The 13348-nt window shown below is 72.1% G+C and carries 12 protein-coding genes; 9 read left to right on the forward strand and 3 right to left on the reverse strand.

Annotation, left to right across the window (positions count from 1 at the left end):
- Positions 1 to 312 precede the first annotated feature (312 nt).
- The 5 genes from aroH to der all read left to right on the forward strand — a co-directional run bounded on the left by aroH (position 313) and on the right by der (position 4748).
- On the forward strand, positions 313 to 675 hold the full coding sequence (aroH, locus tag ACIGJO_RS34615) for a chorismate mutase (protein ID WP_399965174.1): 363 nt from the start codon (positions 313 to 315) through the stop codon (positions 673 to 675).
- Positions 672 to 1757: a prephenate dehydrogenase gene (locus ACIGJO_RS34620; RefSeq protein ID WP_399965176.1), complete on the forward strand. Its 1086-nt coding sequence runs from the start codon at positions 672 to 674 to the stop codon at positions 1755 to 1757. The genes aroH and ACIGJO_RS34620 overlap by 4 nt, the downstream gene beginning before the upstream one ends.
- A 101-nt stretch (positions 1758 to 1858) precedes the next feature.
- Positions 1859 to 2554, forward strand: coding sequence for a (d)CMP kinase (cmk, locus tag ACIGJO_RS34625; protein WP_399965178.1), 696 nt, complete (start codon positions 1859 to 1861; stop codon positions 2552 to 2554).
- A complete protein-coding gene (locus ACIGJO_RS34630; protein WP_399965181.1) occupies positions 2551 to 3222 on the forward strand; it encodes a lysophospholipid acyltransferase family protein in 672 nt (223 codons plus the stop codon). Before cmk ends, ACIGJO_RS34630 begins: the two co-directional genes overlap by 4 nt.
- A 53-nt stretch (positions 3223 to 3275) precedes the next feature.
- The gene (gene der, locus ACIGJO_RS34635; protein WP_399965183.1) at positions 3276 to 4748 is read left to right on the forward strand and encodes a ribosome biogenesis GTPase Der; all 1473 of its coding nucleotides are present in this window, start codon (positions 3276 to 3278) and stop codon (positions 4746 to 4748) included.
- 101 nt (positions 4749 to 4849) lie between these two features.
- Here the strand turns inward: der and ACIGJO_RS34640 are convergent, their stop codons facing one another.
- Both ACIGJO_RS34640 and ACIGJO_RS34645 read right to left on the reverse strand, forming a co-directional pair.
- Entirely contained in the window at positions 4850 to 5197 is a 348-nt protein-coding gene (locus ACIGJO_RS34640) for a hypothetical protein (RefSeq protein WP_399965185.1), read from the reverse strand.
- Positions 5198 to 5334: 137 nt separating this feature from the next.
- Positions 5335 to 6114 (reverse strand): hypothetical protein, encoded by a 780-nt coding sequence (locus tag ACIGJO_RS34645; RefSeq protein WP_399965187.1) that lies wholly within the window; start codon positions 6112 to 6114, stop codon positions 5335 to 5337.
- 339 nt (positions 6115 to 6453) lie between these two features.
- Between ACIGJO_RS34645 and ACIGJO_RS34650 the strand changes: the two genes are divergently transcribed.
- Entirely contained in the window at positions 6454 to 7737 is a 1284-nt protein-coding gene (locus tag ACIGJO_RS34650; protein ID WP_399965189.1) for a glycosyltransferase family 4 protein, read from the forward strand.
- Positions 7738 to 8208: 471 nt separating this feature from the next.
- Positions 8209 to 8424 (forward strand): I78 family peptidase inhibitor, encoded by a 216-nt coding sequence (locus ACIGJO_RS34655; RefSeq protein ID WP_399965191.1) that lies wholly within the window; start codon positions 8209 to 8211, stop codon positions 8422 to 8424.
- 158 nt (positions 8425 to 8582) lie between these two features.
- Here ACIGJO_RS34655 and ACIGJO_RS34660 read toward each other — a convergent pair whose 3' ends face one another.
- Positions 8583 to 9644, reverse strand: a complete 1062-nt coding sequence (locus ACIGJO_RS34660) for a phosphatase PAP2 family protein (RefSeq protein ID WP_399965193.1) — start codon at positions 9642 to 9644, stop codon at positions 8583 to 8585.
- Positions 9645 to 10143: 499 nt separating this feature from the next.
- On the opposite strand from ACIGJO_RS34660, the gene ACIGJO_RS34665 reads away from it, so the two are divergent.
- A complete protein-coding gene (locus ACIGJO_RS34665; protein WP_399965195.1) occupies positions 10144 to 11829 on the forward strand; it encodes an MFS transporter in 1686 nt (561 codons plus the stop codon).
- A 272-nt stretch (positions 11830 to 12101) separates the two neighbouring features.
- Complete coding sequence (locus tag ACIGJO_RS34670; RefSeq protein ID WP_399965198.1) at positions 12102 to 13340, forward strand: acyl-CoA dehydrogenase family protein; 1239 nt, start codon at positions 12102 to 12104, stop codon at positions 13338 to 13340.
- The last annotated feature ends 8 nt before the right edge of the window (positions 13341 to 13348 follow it).

Here is a 13348-nt window from a genome sequence, read left to right on the forward strand (position 1 = left end):
CGCGGGCGGGGGAGTCAGGCCGTCCGGATGATCCCGCCGGAGACGGTGATCTTCTCGGCGGGCAGCGGGCGCGGCGCGGGACCGGCCCGGGAGGGCCATCGTGGCGCCGCGCACCGCGCACGCGAAGCGACCCGGCGGTGCCGTGCGCGACGGCACCCGTCCGGCGGACGCTCCCGCCGTCCGCGCCACCGCCCGTCTCACGGACAGAGCACGGTGTCCCGGGGGCCCGCCGCACCTCTAGGCTGAAACACACCGTGCGTGAAGACGCCGGAACACCCAGACGCTGAGACACGAAGAGGCGAGGAGTACGACGTGGCGGTACGAGCGGTCCGCGGAGCCGTCCAGCTGGAGCGGGACGAGGCCGGACACATGGACGAGCAGGTCGGTGCCCTGCTCACCGCCGTCCTGGAGCGCAACAGCCTGGGCGCCGACGACCTGATCAGCATCTGGTTCACCGCCACCCCGGACCTGCACAGTGACTTCCCGGCCGCCGCCGCCAGGGGCCTGGGCATCGTCGACGTCCCGCTGATCTGCGCCCAGGAGCTGGACATCGACGGGGCCATGCCCCGTGTCGTGCGGATACTCGCCCATGTGGAGACCCCGCTCTCCCGGGCCGCGATCCAGCACGTCTACCTCGGCGCCACCGCCACCCTGCGCAAGGACATCGCCCAGTGAGAACCGCCCTCGTCATCGGAACGGGACTGGTCGGCACCTCCGCCGCCCTCGCCCTCGCCGGCCGCGGCATCCATGTCCACCTCGTCGACCACGACCCCGAGTCGGCCCGCACCGCCGCGGCACTCGGCGCCGGTTCGGACGAGGCGCCGAAGGGCCGCGTCGACCTCGCCATCGTCGCCGTACCGCCCGCCCACACCGCCTCCGTGCTGGCCACCGCCATGCGCGAGGGAGTGGCCCGCGGCTACCTGGACGTCGCCAGCGTCAAGGGCGGCCCGCGCCGCGAGCTGGAAGCCCTCGGTATCGACCTCACGCCCTACATCGGTACGCATCCGATGTCCGGCAAGGAGCGCTCGGGCCCCCTCGCCGGCACCGCCGACCTCTTCGAGGGCCGCCCCTGGGTCCTCACCCCGACCCGGGACACCGACACCGAGGTGCTCAACCTCGCCCTGGAGCTGGTCGCGCTCTGCCGCGCCGTCCCGGTCGTGATGGACGCCGACGCCCACGACCGCGCCGTCGCCCTCGTCTCCCACACCCCGCAGCTGATCTCCTCCATGGTCGCCGCCCGGCTGGAGGAGGCCGACGAGAGCGCCGTACGCCTGTGCGGCCAGGGCATCAGGGACGTCACCCGCATCGCCGCCTCCGACCCCCGGATGTGGGTGGAGATCCTCTCCGCCAACCCCGGCCCGGTCGCCGATGTGCTGACCGGTCTCGCCGCCGACCTGGAGGAGACGGTACGGGCGCTGCGCGGCCTCCAGTCCGCCGACGAGGACGAACGCCGCGCGGGCACCGACGGCATCGAGGACGTCCTGCGCCGCGGCAACGCGGGCCGGGTCAGGGTGCCCGGCAAGCACGGCGCGGCCCCCGCGTCGTACGAGACCGTGGCCGTACTCATCGGCGACCGGCCGGGCGAGCTGGCCCGGATCTTCGCCGACGCGGAGCGCGCCGGGGTCAACGTCGAGGACGTCCGCATCGAGCACGCCACCGGCCAGCAGGCGGGCCTGGTCCAGCTGATGGTCGAGCCGAACGCGGCGGCGGTGCTCGCGGCGTCGCTCCAGGAGCGGGGCTGGTCCCTGCGCCCGTGAGCGGCCCCGGCCGCACGGGGTACAAGGCTCCGCCCGGCACTCGGTAACCTGGTGTGTGGCCCTCCGTGCGGCCCGTTCGCCCTCACCCGTGTACCAGGAAGGTGTCCACCACCGTGGAAACCGTAAGCGCCTCAGTGATCGTCGCCATCGACGGGCCCTCCGGCACCGGCAAGTCGAGCACGTCCAGGGCCGTCGCCGCCCAGCTCGGCCTGAGCTACCTGGACACCGGCGCCCAGTACCGGGCGATCACCTGGTGGATGCTGAACAACGGTATCGACGTGGGGAACGCGGCGGAGGTGGCGACCGCCGCCGACAAACCGGTCATCGTCTCCGGAACGGACCCGTCCGCCCCGACGATCACCGTCGACGGCGAGGACGCCTCGGGCCCCATCCGCACCCAGGAGGTCACCTCCAAGGTCAGCGCCGTCAGCGCGGTCCCCGAGGTGCGCACCCGGATCACCGAGCTCCAGCGCTCCATCGCCGCGGCCGCCGAGCACGGAATCGTGGTCGAGGGCCGCGACATCGGCACCACGGTGCTCCCGGACGCCGACCTCAAGATCTTCCTGACCGCCTCGCCGGAAGCGCGCGCCGCCCGCCGCAGCGGCGAGGTCAAGGGCTCCGATCTCGCCGCCACCAAGGAGGCGCTGATCAAGCGGGACGCCGCCGACTCCGGCCGCAAGACCTCGCCGCTGGCCAAGGCGGACGACGCCGTCGAGGTGGACACCACCGAGCTGACCCTTCAGCAGGTCATCGAGTGCGTCGTCACCCTCGTCGGGGAGAAGCGGGCCGAGGGGTGACCGATGTCACGGGGGCGCCCACGCCGCGCGGAGCGGCCGTCGGGCGGGGCATCGGGATCGGCCTGATGTACGGGCTCTTCAAGCCCCGGGTCCTCGGCGCGTGGCGGGTGCCCGCCGCCGGACCCGTCATACTCGCGGTGAACCACTCCCACAACATCGACGGACCGATGCTGATGGGCACCGCGCCGCGGCCGGTGCACTTCCTGATCAAGAAAGAGGCGTTCGTCGGCCCCCTCGACCCGTTCCTGCGCGGAATCGGTCAGCTGAAGGTGGACCGTACGACCGTCGACCGTACCGCCATCACCCACGCCCTGGGCGTGCTGGAGAACGGCGGGGCCCTGGGGATCTTCCCCGAGGGCACCCGGGGCGAAGGAGACTTCGCCTCGCTGCGTGCCGGACTCGCGTACTTCGCGGTACGCGGCGGGGCTCCCATCGTCCCGGTGGCCGTCCTGGGAAGCACGGAGCGCCGCGGACGGTTGATACGGGGGCTGCCGCCGCTGCGCAGCCGGGTCGATGTCGTCTTCGGCGACGCCTTCGACGCGAGTGACGGCGGCGGGCGGCGGACGCGCAAGGCGCTGGACGAGGCGACCCTGCGGATCCAGGGGAAGCTGACCGCCCACCTGGAAAGTGCCAGACGCCTCACCGGGCGTCAGGCGAGACGTGAGTAGTGGACCGCGCTGACCGCGGTCCATCGATGATGATGCAAAGAGGAACGGACTTCATGAACGACCAGATTCACTCCGACGGCTCGGACCACGAGCACGGAGCACTTGGCGATGCCGAGTTCGCGGAGTTCATGGAGCTCGCCGCGCAGGAGGGCTTCGACCTCGAAGAGGTCGAGGGCGCCCTCGGTGAGGCCGGTCACGGCCCGCTTCCCGTGCTCGCCGTCGTCGGCCGCCCCAATGTCGGCAAGTCGACCCTGGTGAACCGGATCATCGGCCGCCGTGAGGCCGTGGTCCAGGACAAGCCCGGCGTCACCCGCGACCGTGTCAGCTACGAGGCCGAATGGGCCGGGCGCCGCTTCAAGGTCGTCGACACCGGCGGCTGGGAGCAGGACGTGCTGGGCCTCGACGCCTCCGTCGCCGCCCAGGCCGAGTACGCCATCGAGACGGCCGACGCGGTCGTCTTCGTCGTCGACTCGACCGTCGGCGCCACGGACACCGACGAGGCCGTGGTCAAGCTGCTCCGCCGGGCCGGCAAGCCCGTCGTGCTCTGCGCCAACAAGGTCGACGGCCAGAGCGGCGAGGCGGACGCCACCGCCCTGTGGTCGCTGGGCCTCGGCGAGCCCTACCCGGTCTCCTCCCTGCACGGCCGCGGCACCGGCGACATGCTCGACGCCGTCCTCGAAGCCCTGCCCGAGGCCCCGGCCCAGCGCTTCGGCGACGGCACCCTCGGCGGTCCCCGCCGGATCGCCCTGATCGGCCGCCCGAACGTCGGCAAGTCCTCCCTCCTGAACAAGGTGGCGGGCGAGGACCGTGTCGTCGTCAACGAACTGGCGGGCACCACTCGCGACCCGGTCGACGAGCTGATCCAGCTCGGCGGCATCACCTGGAAGTTCATCGACACGGCCGGTATCCGCCGCCGCGTGCACCTCCAGGAAGGCGCGGACTACTACGCCTCCCTGCGTACGGCCGCCGCCGTCGAGAAGGCCGAGGTCGCCGTCGTCCTGATCGACTCCAGCGAGTCCATCAGCGTCCAGGACCAGCGCATCATCACCATGGCCGTGGAGGCCGGGCGCGCCCTGGTCGTCGCGTTCAACAAGTGGGACACCCTCGACGAGGAGCGCCGGTACTACCTGGAGCGCGAGATCGAGACGGAGCTGGCGCAGGTCGCCTGGGCCCCGAGGGTCAATGTCTCGGCCGTCACGGGCCGCCACATGGAGAAGCTCGTCCCGGCGATCGAGACCGCGATCGAGGGCTGGGAGACCCGTGTTCCCACCGGCAGGCTGAACGCCTTCCTCGGTGAGATCGTCGCCTCCCACCCGCACCCGGTCCGCGGCGGCAAGCAGCCCCGGATCCTGTTCGGTACGCAGGCGGGCACCAAGCCGCCGCGCTTCGTCCTGTTCGCCTCGGGCTTCCTGGAGCACGGCTACCGCCGCTTCGTCGAGCGCCGGCTGCGGGAGGAGTTCGGCTTCGAGGGCACCCCGATCCACATCTCGGTCCGGGTCCGCGAGAAGCGCGGCCGCAACAAGTAGCCGGCCACGGCGGCAGCCTGCCGCCCCGTGCGACGACAAGCCCCGGACCGCTCGCCCGAGCGAGCGGTCCGGGGCTTCGTCCGTCCTGCGCGGTACGCCGGTCAGTACTCCCGGGCCCTCGGCCCCGGTGGCAGCGCCGCGGGCTGCGCCCGTCCGGCGTGCCGTCCGACCCGCTGCCAGGAGCCGAGACCGCCGCCGGGGGTGCTGCCGTGCCCGCCCTGACCGCTGCCGCTGTGGCCGCTCTGACCGCTGTGCCCGCTTGTGGCGGAATGGCCGCCCAGGGGGGAACGGCTGCCGAAGAGCCCGGAGCCGAAGGCGGCGAAGCCGAGATTCTCCTCACCGCTCCGATCACCGGGCAGCGCCCGGAACGAGCGCCGGTACTCGGAGTACAGCGCGTCGTAGATCGGGGTGGGGGACTTGCCCTCCGATGGATCCTGCGCGGGACGCATGGCAGGGATCTGACGCTGGTGCTGGCGGGAGGAGTCGTATGAGTGCACGTAGGTGCCAACGACCTCACCGCCCGTCGGATGCGGTCCCGGCGGAGAAATCGCTGTTCGGCGGGGTCGCCCCGGAGGGACGGGCATGATCAGGTCCCGGCCAGCGGCATGGCCGCGGCTACCAGGAGGCCATTGACCGCGGCCTTCTCCAGGGCGTCGCGGAGCAGGTCCTCGCGCGGCTGCTGGCCGATCGAACCCGCCGGCGCGGCGAAGACGAGGACGGTCTGCGACTTGTTGACCGCGGCCCGCCACCCCTCGGTGACCTGGAGCGGCTGATGGGCCTGCCACCAGGCGACCGGGGCGCCGCCGGTGCCCGGCTGCAGCACGGCGTGCAGCTGGCCCATGGCGAGCAGGACCGACCAGCCGGGCAGGACGGCCGGCAGCCGGTTCATGTCGGGGGCCGAGCGGAAGCCCTGCTCCAGCAGCAGCTGGAGGAAGGCGTCGCCCCCGCTGCCGTCGGTGCCCGGCCGGGCGACCGGGCCGGTCGGTTCCACGACCAGGGCGGGACGGAGATCGTCCTCGATCAGGACGAGGCCGCTGGTGATGCCGAGGACGGCCTGTTCGGGCATGAGACCCTCCGGGTTCTGTGGTTCGCTGCCGGTGATGCTGCGCACCGCTCCCTGGAGCTGGTCCTCCGCGACCTGGACGACCTGCGAAGGAATGCAGGTCGCGTGGGCGAACGCGAGCACGGCGGTCTCGTCGCCGATGAACAGCACCGTGCTGGTGCGTTCCTGGTCGGAGTCACCGGGAGTACGGCAGGAGGTGCAGTCGTAACTGCCTGGGGCGTTGTCGCCGACGAGCAGCCGGTCGGCTTCGGCGTCGCCGATCTCGGCGCGTACGTCCTCGCTGACGTCGAGCATGCGCGGCACGGGTGGCTCCTCGGACTCGGTGCGTGAGCCGGGCGGTTCCCGGCTCATGAAAGAGACAACGCGGGATCTGCGGCCGGGGTCACGCGCCTGGGCGTGCGGATACGGGAGACCGGTCGCCGCACCGGCACGCCGACCGGCCGGAGCGGTCCGCCGGAGTCCGGGCGGGCGACTATCCGGACCCGGTCATTCCGTGAACGCGCGGGTCCCGTAAGGGACTTGGGATGGTCCGCCACCGGCCCGCGCGACCCGCCCGAGGGCGCTGTTCGGATTCTGTGCGAGCGGTGGGCGGCCAGTACAGTCCCCATCGGACCGAGTCGATCAGGGGGATACGACGACGACATGCACATTTCATTCCTGCTTCACAACGCGTACGGCATCGGGGGAACGATCCGTACGACCTTCAATCTCGCGGGGGCGCTCGCCGAGCAGCACGACATCGAGATCGTGTCGGTCTTCCGGCACCGCGACGCACCCGCGCTGGGCGCACCGCCGGGGGTGACGGTGCGCCATCTCGTCGACCTGCGGAAGAAGAGCGCGGCCTACGACGGCGACGCGGCCGAATGCGCCAGGCCCGCGGCGGTGTTCCCCCGCGGCGACACCAGGCACAAGCAGTACAGCAGACTCACCGACACCAGGATCGCGGCCCATCTGCGCTCCCTGGCGGCGGACGTGGTCGTCGGCACCCGGCCCGGCCTCAATGTGCACATCAGCAGACAGGCCCGCCGGGGTCCGGTGCGCGTGGCCCAGGAGCACCTCACGCTGGACAGCCACAGCTACCGGCTGCGCCGCGAGATCGCCCACCGCTACGAGCTGCTCGACGCGGTCACCACCGTCACCCGGGCCGACGCCGAGGACTACCGCAGCAGCCTCCGGCTGGACGGCGTACGGATCGAGGCGATCCCCAACAGCGTGCCCGCTCCGGCGGGCCCGCCCGCGGGGGGCGACCTGAAGTGGGTCGTCGCCGCGGGCCGGCTGCACAAGGTCAAGCGGTACGACCTGTTGTTGGGGGCCTTCGCCGAGGTGAGCGCGGTGCGCCCCGACTGGGGGCTGCGGATCTACGGTGCCGGCGACGCCACCGGCAATGAGCAGCGGACGCTGCGCACCCTCATCGGCGAGCTCGGTCTGGGCGACCGGGTCGTCCTGATGGGCTCCGTCCACCCGATGGAGACCGAGTGGCCCAAGGCGTCCATCGCCGCCGTCACCTCGGACCGGGAGTCGTTCGGCATGACGATCGTCGAAGCGATGCGCTGCGGTCTGCCGGTCGTGGCCACCGACTGCCCGCACGGTCCGGCCGAGATCATCGAGGACGGGGCCGATGGGCGCCTGGTGCCGGTGGGCGACCGGGCGGCGGTCTCCGCCGCGCTGCTGGAACTGATCGAGGACGACGGGCTGCGGCACCGGATGGGCGCCGCGGCGCTGGCCGCGTCGGAGCGCTTCGGTCCGGCCCGGATCGCCGAACGCCACGAGAACCTGTTCACCGAGCTGGCCGGGCACGGGAGCCGGGGGCGCACGCAGAGTGCCCTGCGTACCGCGGTGCACCGCTCCAGGGGCACCGTGCTGGACGGGGCGTACGCCCTGCGCTACAAGGCCGCGGACACGATCCGGAAGAAGGGATCCGCCTGAGCGGAGCCGCCCCGGGTCCGCCTGGGCGGAGCCGCCGCGCGGGCCGGGCATGTCGCCGGCCGGCCGTGTCGCGGTCCGCTGCCGCCGCTTCTCGGATGGCGAGATTCCGATAGTGCACGCGGGTGGAGCGGAGTGTGGGAAGCGTGTGGGGAATATAAGACCTGCATAAGGGCGTATGAATTCCCGGGGTTATGGGCATTCGGGTGAATTGGTTCCGGGCGCCGAGCGGAAAGACGGGTCATGCCCATGGTCCAGGAAGGCATTTCCGCGCTCCCGGTTCACGGGCCCTTTTCCCGGCGTACGGAAAGGAACGATCACCCGTTCAGGCTGCCTGTTCGGGTGAATAGTTCGAAGTAAACGAGTGTGGGGATCCTGTGACACAAGCGTGACCGGCACGGCATGCGGGGATGGGACACGGACCGTCGGGGCCCCGCCTTCCGTCACGGTCCGAGGCCGCCTACGGTGAGAGGCATGGCATCCATACCGACCCCTCCCGTACAGCCGGACGATGTCCCCGAGTCGTATGTCGGCCTCGGTGCCGAGGCCGCCGAGCGGCGGGCCAGATCCCGTGGCTGGACCACGGTCAGGGCCGTGCCGCCGGGCACGTTCCTCACCATGGAGTTCCGCGGCGGACGCATCAACTTCCAGGTCGAGGACTCGACCGTGACGCGTTGCTGGGTGGGCTGAGCCCCGGCGCACGCCCCGGAGCGGACGCGCCCGGGAGCCGGGGGGCCGGCCGGGACACCGCAGGCGCGAGCGAGGGCCCCTGGAATCCAAGGTGTGCCGGGGCCCTCGCTCATGCGGGGAGAGGCTGGTGCGTACCGTCCCCGCGGTCCGGGGGCGGCTCAGCCGCCCGTCATCGGGCGGGCCGGGCTCGTGTTGCCGCGCGGTGTGCGGTCCGCGTGCGGCGGGCGACGGGTGCCCGCCGGGGTGACCGGGGTGCGCTCCGAACGGGCCGGGTGCGCCGGGTGCGAGGCGTGCGCCCGCGCCCGTGCCCCCACGCCGGGGTGCGCGGCGCCCTGTCCGGCGGCGGTTACCGCTCCGGCTGCCGGGACCGTCGCGGCGCTCCCGTCCTCCGCGGCGACGCTCTCGCAGCCTGTCGGCTGGGGCAGCGGCACCGTCCGCGGGGCGCCGGCCGCGACGGGCGCGGGCGCCGGAGCCGGCGCGCCGGAGCGACGGCGCTGCCGCCACTGCTCGCGCACCGAGAAGATCCAGAGCTCGGCGCGGGTGATCAGCGGCTCGAACCACGGCAGGGCCAGCAGGATCAGCAGTCCCGCCGCCCAGCCCAGCAGGACATCGCTGAGCCAGTGCGTGCCGATGTAGACGGTGGTGAGGCCCACGCCCAGGGAGACCGTCGCCGACAGGGCGGACAGATAGCGCCTGGCCCGCGGCGTGGTGGCCAGGTACGCGAGGATTCCCCAGGTCACCACGGCGTTGGCGGTGTGTCCGGAAGGAAATATATCGCCGCCCGCGAACATCTCCGCGGAGCCGATCTGGGTCGCGTAGTGCGGTCCGAGCCGACCGAGGCCCAGCTTGACCGCACCCACCGTCACATTGAGCAGCAGCAGTGAACAGCCGAGCGTGAGCAGCGGCCGGATCGTGTGCTGCCGCCAGGAGCGCCAGCCCAGCCAGCTGGCGATCATCACGGCCGTGGGGCCGCGCTGGCCCAGCACGACGTAGTAGTCGAGGAAGGCGTGGAGTTCGGGCCACTGCTGATAGGGCCGGAACAGCATGACCTTCCAGTCGAGGGCCACCAGCCCGGACGAGACCAGCACCGCGACGACGATGGCGACATAGAACGCCAACGTCCCGCCGAAGAGGGCGATGCGGTGACGGCTCATCCGCGGTGCCTCTATCTTCGGCGGTTCCGGCTCCCGGTCCAGCCGGGCAAAGATGTCGGTACGCACCCAATCGACGTTACAGCGAGTGAGTGTGTGACCAGGCCGATCCGGCCGCTTTGTGATGACGATGTGATGTGGACCGTGCCTCGGGGCGGCGGGTATTCGCGGCACGGCGGAGAATATCCGTGATCTTGTGATCAATTGCCCGCGCGTCCGCTTCGTAAGGGTGTTTGAACGGCCCGGCAATTCCGCTTCGGGGTTTTCGGGAATGCGTCCGGCCGGTCACGGGAGGCGCGGTTCATCCGCCGGGCCCGCGGCCGGCGGCCGTCCCGCACCGCCCCGGAAGGGTCCCGGGGCGGGCTCGCGGAGGGGGCGCCGCGGGGCGCGGGGGTGGCGTACGCCACACTCGGTGGCGCACCGGCGTATGAGGTGGACCACGTGTGACCACGGCGAACTCGCGTACGCTGACGGCTCACTCGCCCGTCGATGCCGGGCCTGCGGGACACCGTGCACCGGGTCCCCGGTGGGTCTGCCGAGCGCGAGGGACTCTCTGGGAGGTACGTAGATGTCCGCGACGACCACGGCCGGGGTCCGGCTGCGCGCAGCTGCCGACGGCGCCAACCGCTGGGTCGTCCTCGTCGTTCTCTGTCTCAGTCTGCTGCTGGTCGCGCTGGACGCGACCGTGCTCCATGTCGCGGTGCCCGCGGTCACCGAGGACCTGCGGCCCAGCGCCGTCGGCCTGCTGTGGATCGTGGACGCCTATCCGCTGGTCTGTGCCTCGTTGCTGATCCTCTTCGGCACTCTCGGTGACCGGATCGGCAGACGGCGGGTCCTGCTCTTCGGGTACGCGCTCTTCGGCGTGGCCTCGGCGATGGCCGCGATGGCCGACACCCCCGCCGTGCTGATAGCGGCGCGCGCCCTGCTCGGTGTCGGCGGCGCGATGATCATGCCCGCGACGCTGTCGATACTCCGCCAGGTCTTCCCCGACCGCCGGGAGCGCGCCACGGCCATCGGGGTCTGGACCGCGGTGGCCGCGGTGGGGGCCGCCACCGGACCGGTCATCGGCGGTTTCCTCGTCGAGCACTTCTGGTGGGGCTCGGTCTTCCTGATCAACATCCCGCTGATGGCGCTGATCCTGCCGATCGGCCGCTGGCTGCTCCCCGAGTCGCGCGGCGGTGACGACGGTCCGTGGGACGTGGTCGGCGCGCTGATGGCGGCGGCCGGTGTGCTCGGCGTCGTCCTCGGGGTGAAGCGGGTCGGCGGCGGCGAGGGCCTCATCGGCCCGGCCACCCTCGTCCCGCTCATGGCCGGCGCCGCGCTCCTGATCGTGTTCGTGCGCCGCCAGAAGCGGCGCACGCATCCGCTGATCGATGTCGGGATGTTCGCCCGGCCCGCCTTCAGCACGGCCGTCGGCTGCATCGTGCTCGCCATGCTGGCCCTGGTCGGCCTGGAGCTGATAGCCGTCCAGTACCTCCAGCTGGTACTCGGCCTCAGCCCCCTGGAGACCGGACTGCGGCTGCTGCCGCTGACCTTCGCGGCGATGGCCGCGGGCGTCACCGGCTCGTACACCCTGCGCCGCGTCGGCCCCCGCCGGATGGTGGGCTGGGGCTTCGTCCTCACCGCGGCCGCCGTCCTGCTGCTGACCCTGATGGGGCAGCACGACCGGCCCGTCCTGCTGACGGCCGGCTTCGTCCTGCTCGGCTTCGGGCTCCAGTCCACGCTCTTCGGGGCGTACGAATCGATGCTCAGCGAGGCGCCCGCCGACCGGGCGGGGGGCGCGGCGGCGATCGGTGAGACGTCCTACCAGCTGGGCGCGGGCATGGGGATCGCCCTGCTCGGCAGCGTCATGAACGCCGCGTACGCCCCCGGCCTGGCCACGCTGCGCGACACGGGCGTACCCGCGAAGGCGGGCGCGGCGGCCGCGAACTCCCTGGGGGAGGCCTACCATGTGTCGGCGCAGCTGGGCGGCCCGCTGGGCGACCTGCTGCGGTCCACCGCCCGGCATGCCTTCATCGACGGGCTGCACATCACGCTGTTCGTCAGCGCGGGGCTGCTGCTCCTCGGGGCGCTGGCCGCGCTGCGGCTGCCCAGGGTGATGGACTGCACCGCGCGGGAGGCCTGCCCGGCGGAGGAGCCCCGTGTTCCCGCGCCCGCCGCGGCGGGTGCCCAGGACCGTCCGGGACGGCGGATCGCGCTGCCCGCGCGGCGCGAACCGGCCGAGGCCACCGGCTCTGGACGCGCGGCACACTGAGCCGTAACGTCAGCGCACGACGCCCTGACTATCACTGCTAGTGCCGCGTCAGACAACCTTTGCCGTCAAGGAGCGGCGTTTGGTGCGTGCTCTCGGCGTGCCGGACGGAAGTCCTCGTACTGGACGTACTTGGACTTTCGACCGGTGCGGCGAGAGTGCGTGCCGGGCGTCGCGACGAGGCGAAGGTTGCCTGACGCGGCACTATTTTCCGGAGGGCCCGCGGGCGTCCCGAGGGCCCTCCGGGCACCGTGCGAGCCGCCGGAGGCATCCTGATGTCCACCACCGAGTCCGCGAACCCGCCGCAGCGGGAGAAGCCGTCGAAGCTTCCGCCGTTCGACGCGGGTGATCCCCTCGGCATCGACGATCTCCTGGACCCCGAGGACCTCGCGATCCGGGACGCCGTCCGCGCCTGGGCCGCCGACCGGGTCCTGCCGCACATCGCCGAGTGGTACGAGAACGGCGAGCTGCCCGCCATCCGCGAGCTGGCCCGCGAGCTGGGCTCGCTCGGTGCGCTGGGCATGTCCCTGACGGGATACGGCTGCGCGGGCGCCACCGCCGTCCAGTACGGGCTGGCCTGTCTGGAGCTGGAGGCGGCGGACTCGGGGATCCGCTCCCTGGTCTCCGTCCAGGGCTCCCTCGCCATGTACGCGATCCACCGCTTCGGATCCGAGGAGCAGAAGCGGCGCTGGCTGCCCGGCATGGCGGCGGGCGAGATCATCGGCTGTTTCGGCCTGACCGAACCGGACCACGGCTCGGACCCCGCCGGGATGCGTACGTACGCCAAGCGCGACGGGGACGACTGGATCCTCACCGGCCGCAAGATGTGGATCACCAACGGTTCCGTGGCCGGGGTCGCGATCGTCTGGGCGCAGACGGGCGACGACGACGGTGGCAGCGGCATCCGCGGCTTCGTCGTGCCGGCCGGCAGCCCCGGCTTCACCACGCCGGAGATCAGGCACAAGTGGTCGCTGCGCGCCTCGGTCACCAGCGAGCTGGTCCTGGACGGCGTACGGCTGCCCGCCGACGCGGTGCTCCCGGGTGCCGCGGGTCTGCGCGGCCCGCTCAGCTGCCTCAGCCACGCCCGCTACGGAATCGTCTGGGGGGCGATGGGCGCGGCGCGCGCCAGCTTCGAGGCGGCCCTCGACTACGCGAGGACGCGGGAACAGTTCGGCAGGCCGATCGGTGGCTTCCAGCTCACTCAGGCCAAGCTCGCGGACATGGCCGTCGAACTGCACAAGGGCATCCTGCTCGCCCACCATCTGGGCCGCCGGATGGACGCGGGCAGGCTCCGCCCGGAACAGGTCAGTTTCGGAAAGCTCAACAATGTGCGGGAGGCGATCGGGATCTGCCGCACCTCGCGCACGATTCTCGGCGCCAACGGGATCTCTCTGGAGTACCCGGTGATGCGTCATGCGACGAATCTGGAGTCGGTGCTCACCTACGAGGGCACCGTGGAGATGCACCAGCTGGTGCTGGGCAAGGCGCTCACCGGTCTGGACGCGTTCCGGTAAACGGGACG

Origin of the sequence: Streptomyces sp. NPDC079020 (assembly GCF_044542225.1) — a bacterium.
Classification (GTDB): domain Bacteria; phylum Actinomycetota; class Actinomycetes; order Streptomycetales; family Streptomycetaceae; genus Streptomyces.

Coding starts and splice junctions, on each gene's coding strand:
- ACIGJO_RS34655 (WP_399965191.1), top strand. CDS start 8,209: ATGGCATCCATACCGACCCCTCCCGTACAGCCGGACGATGTCCCCGAG.
- der (WP_399965183.1), top strand. CDS start 3,276: ATGAACGACCAGATTCACTCCGACGGCTCGGACCACGAGCACGGAGCA.
- ACIGJO_RS34650 (WP_399965189.1), top strand. CDS start 6,454: ATGCACATTTCATTCCTGCTTCACAACGCGTACGGCATCGGGGGAACG.
- ACIGJO_RS34665 (WP_399965195.1), top strand. CDS start 10,144: ATGTCCGCGACGACCACGGCCGGGGTCCGGCTGCGCGCAGCTGCCGAC.
- ACIGJO_RS34640 (WP_399965185.1), bottom strand. CDS start 5,197: ATGCGTCCCGCGCAGGATCCATCGGAGGGCAAGTCCCCCACCCCGATC.
- ACIGJO_RS34670 (WP_399965198.1), top strand. CDS start 12,102: ATGTCCACCACCGAGTCCGCGAACCCGCCGCAGCGGGAGAAGCCGTCG.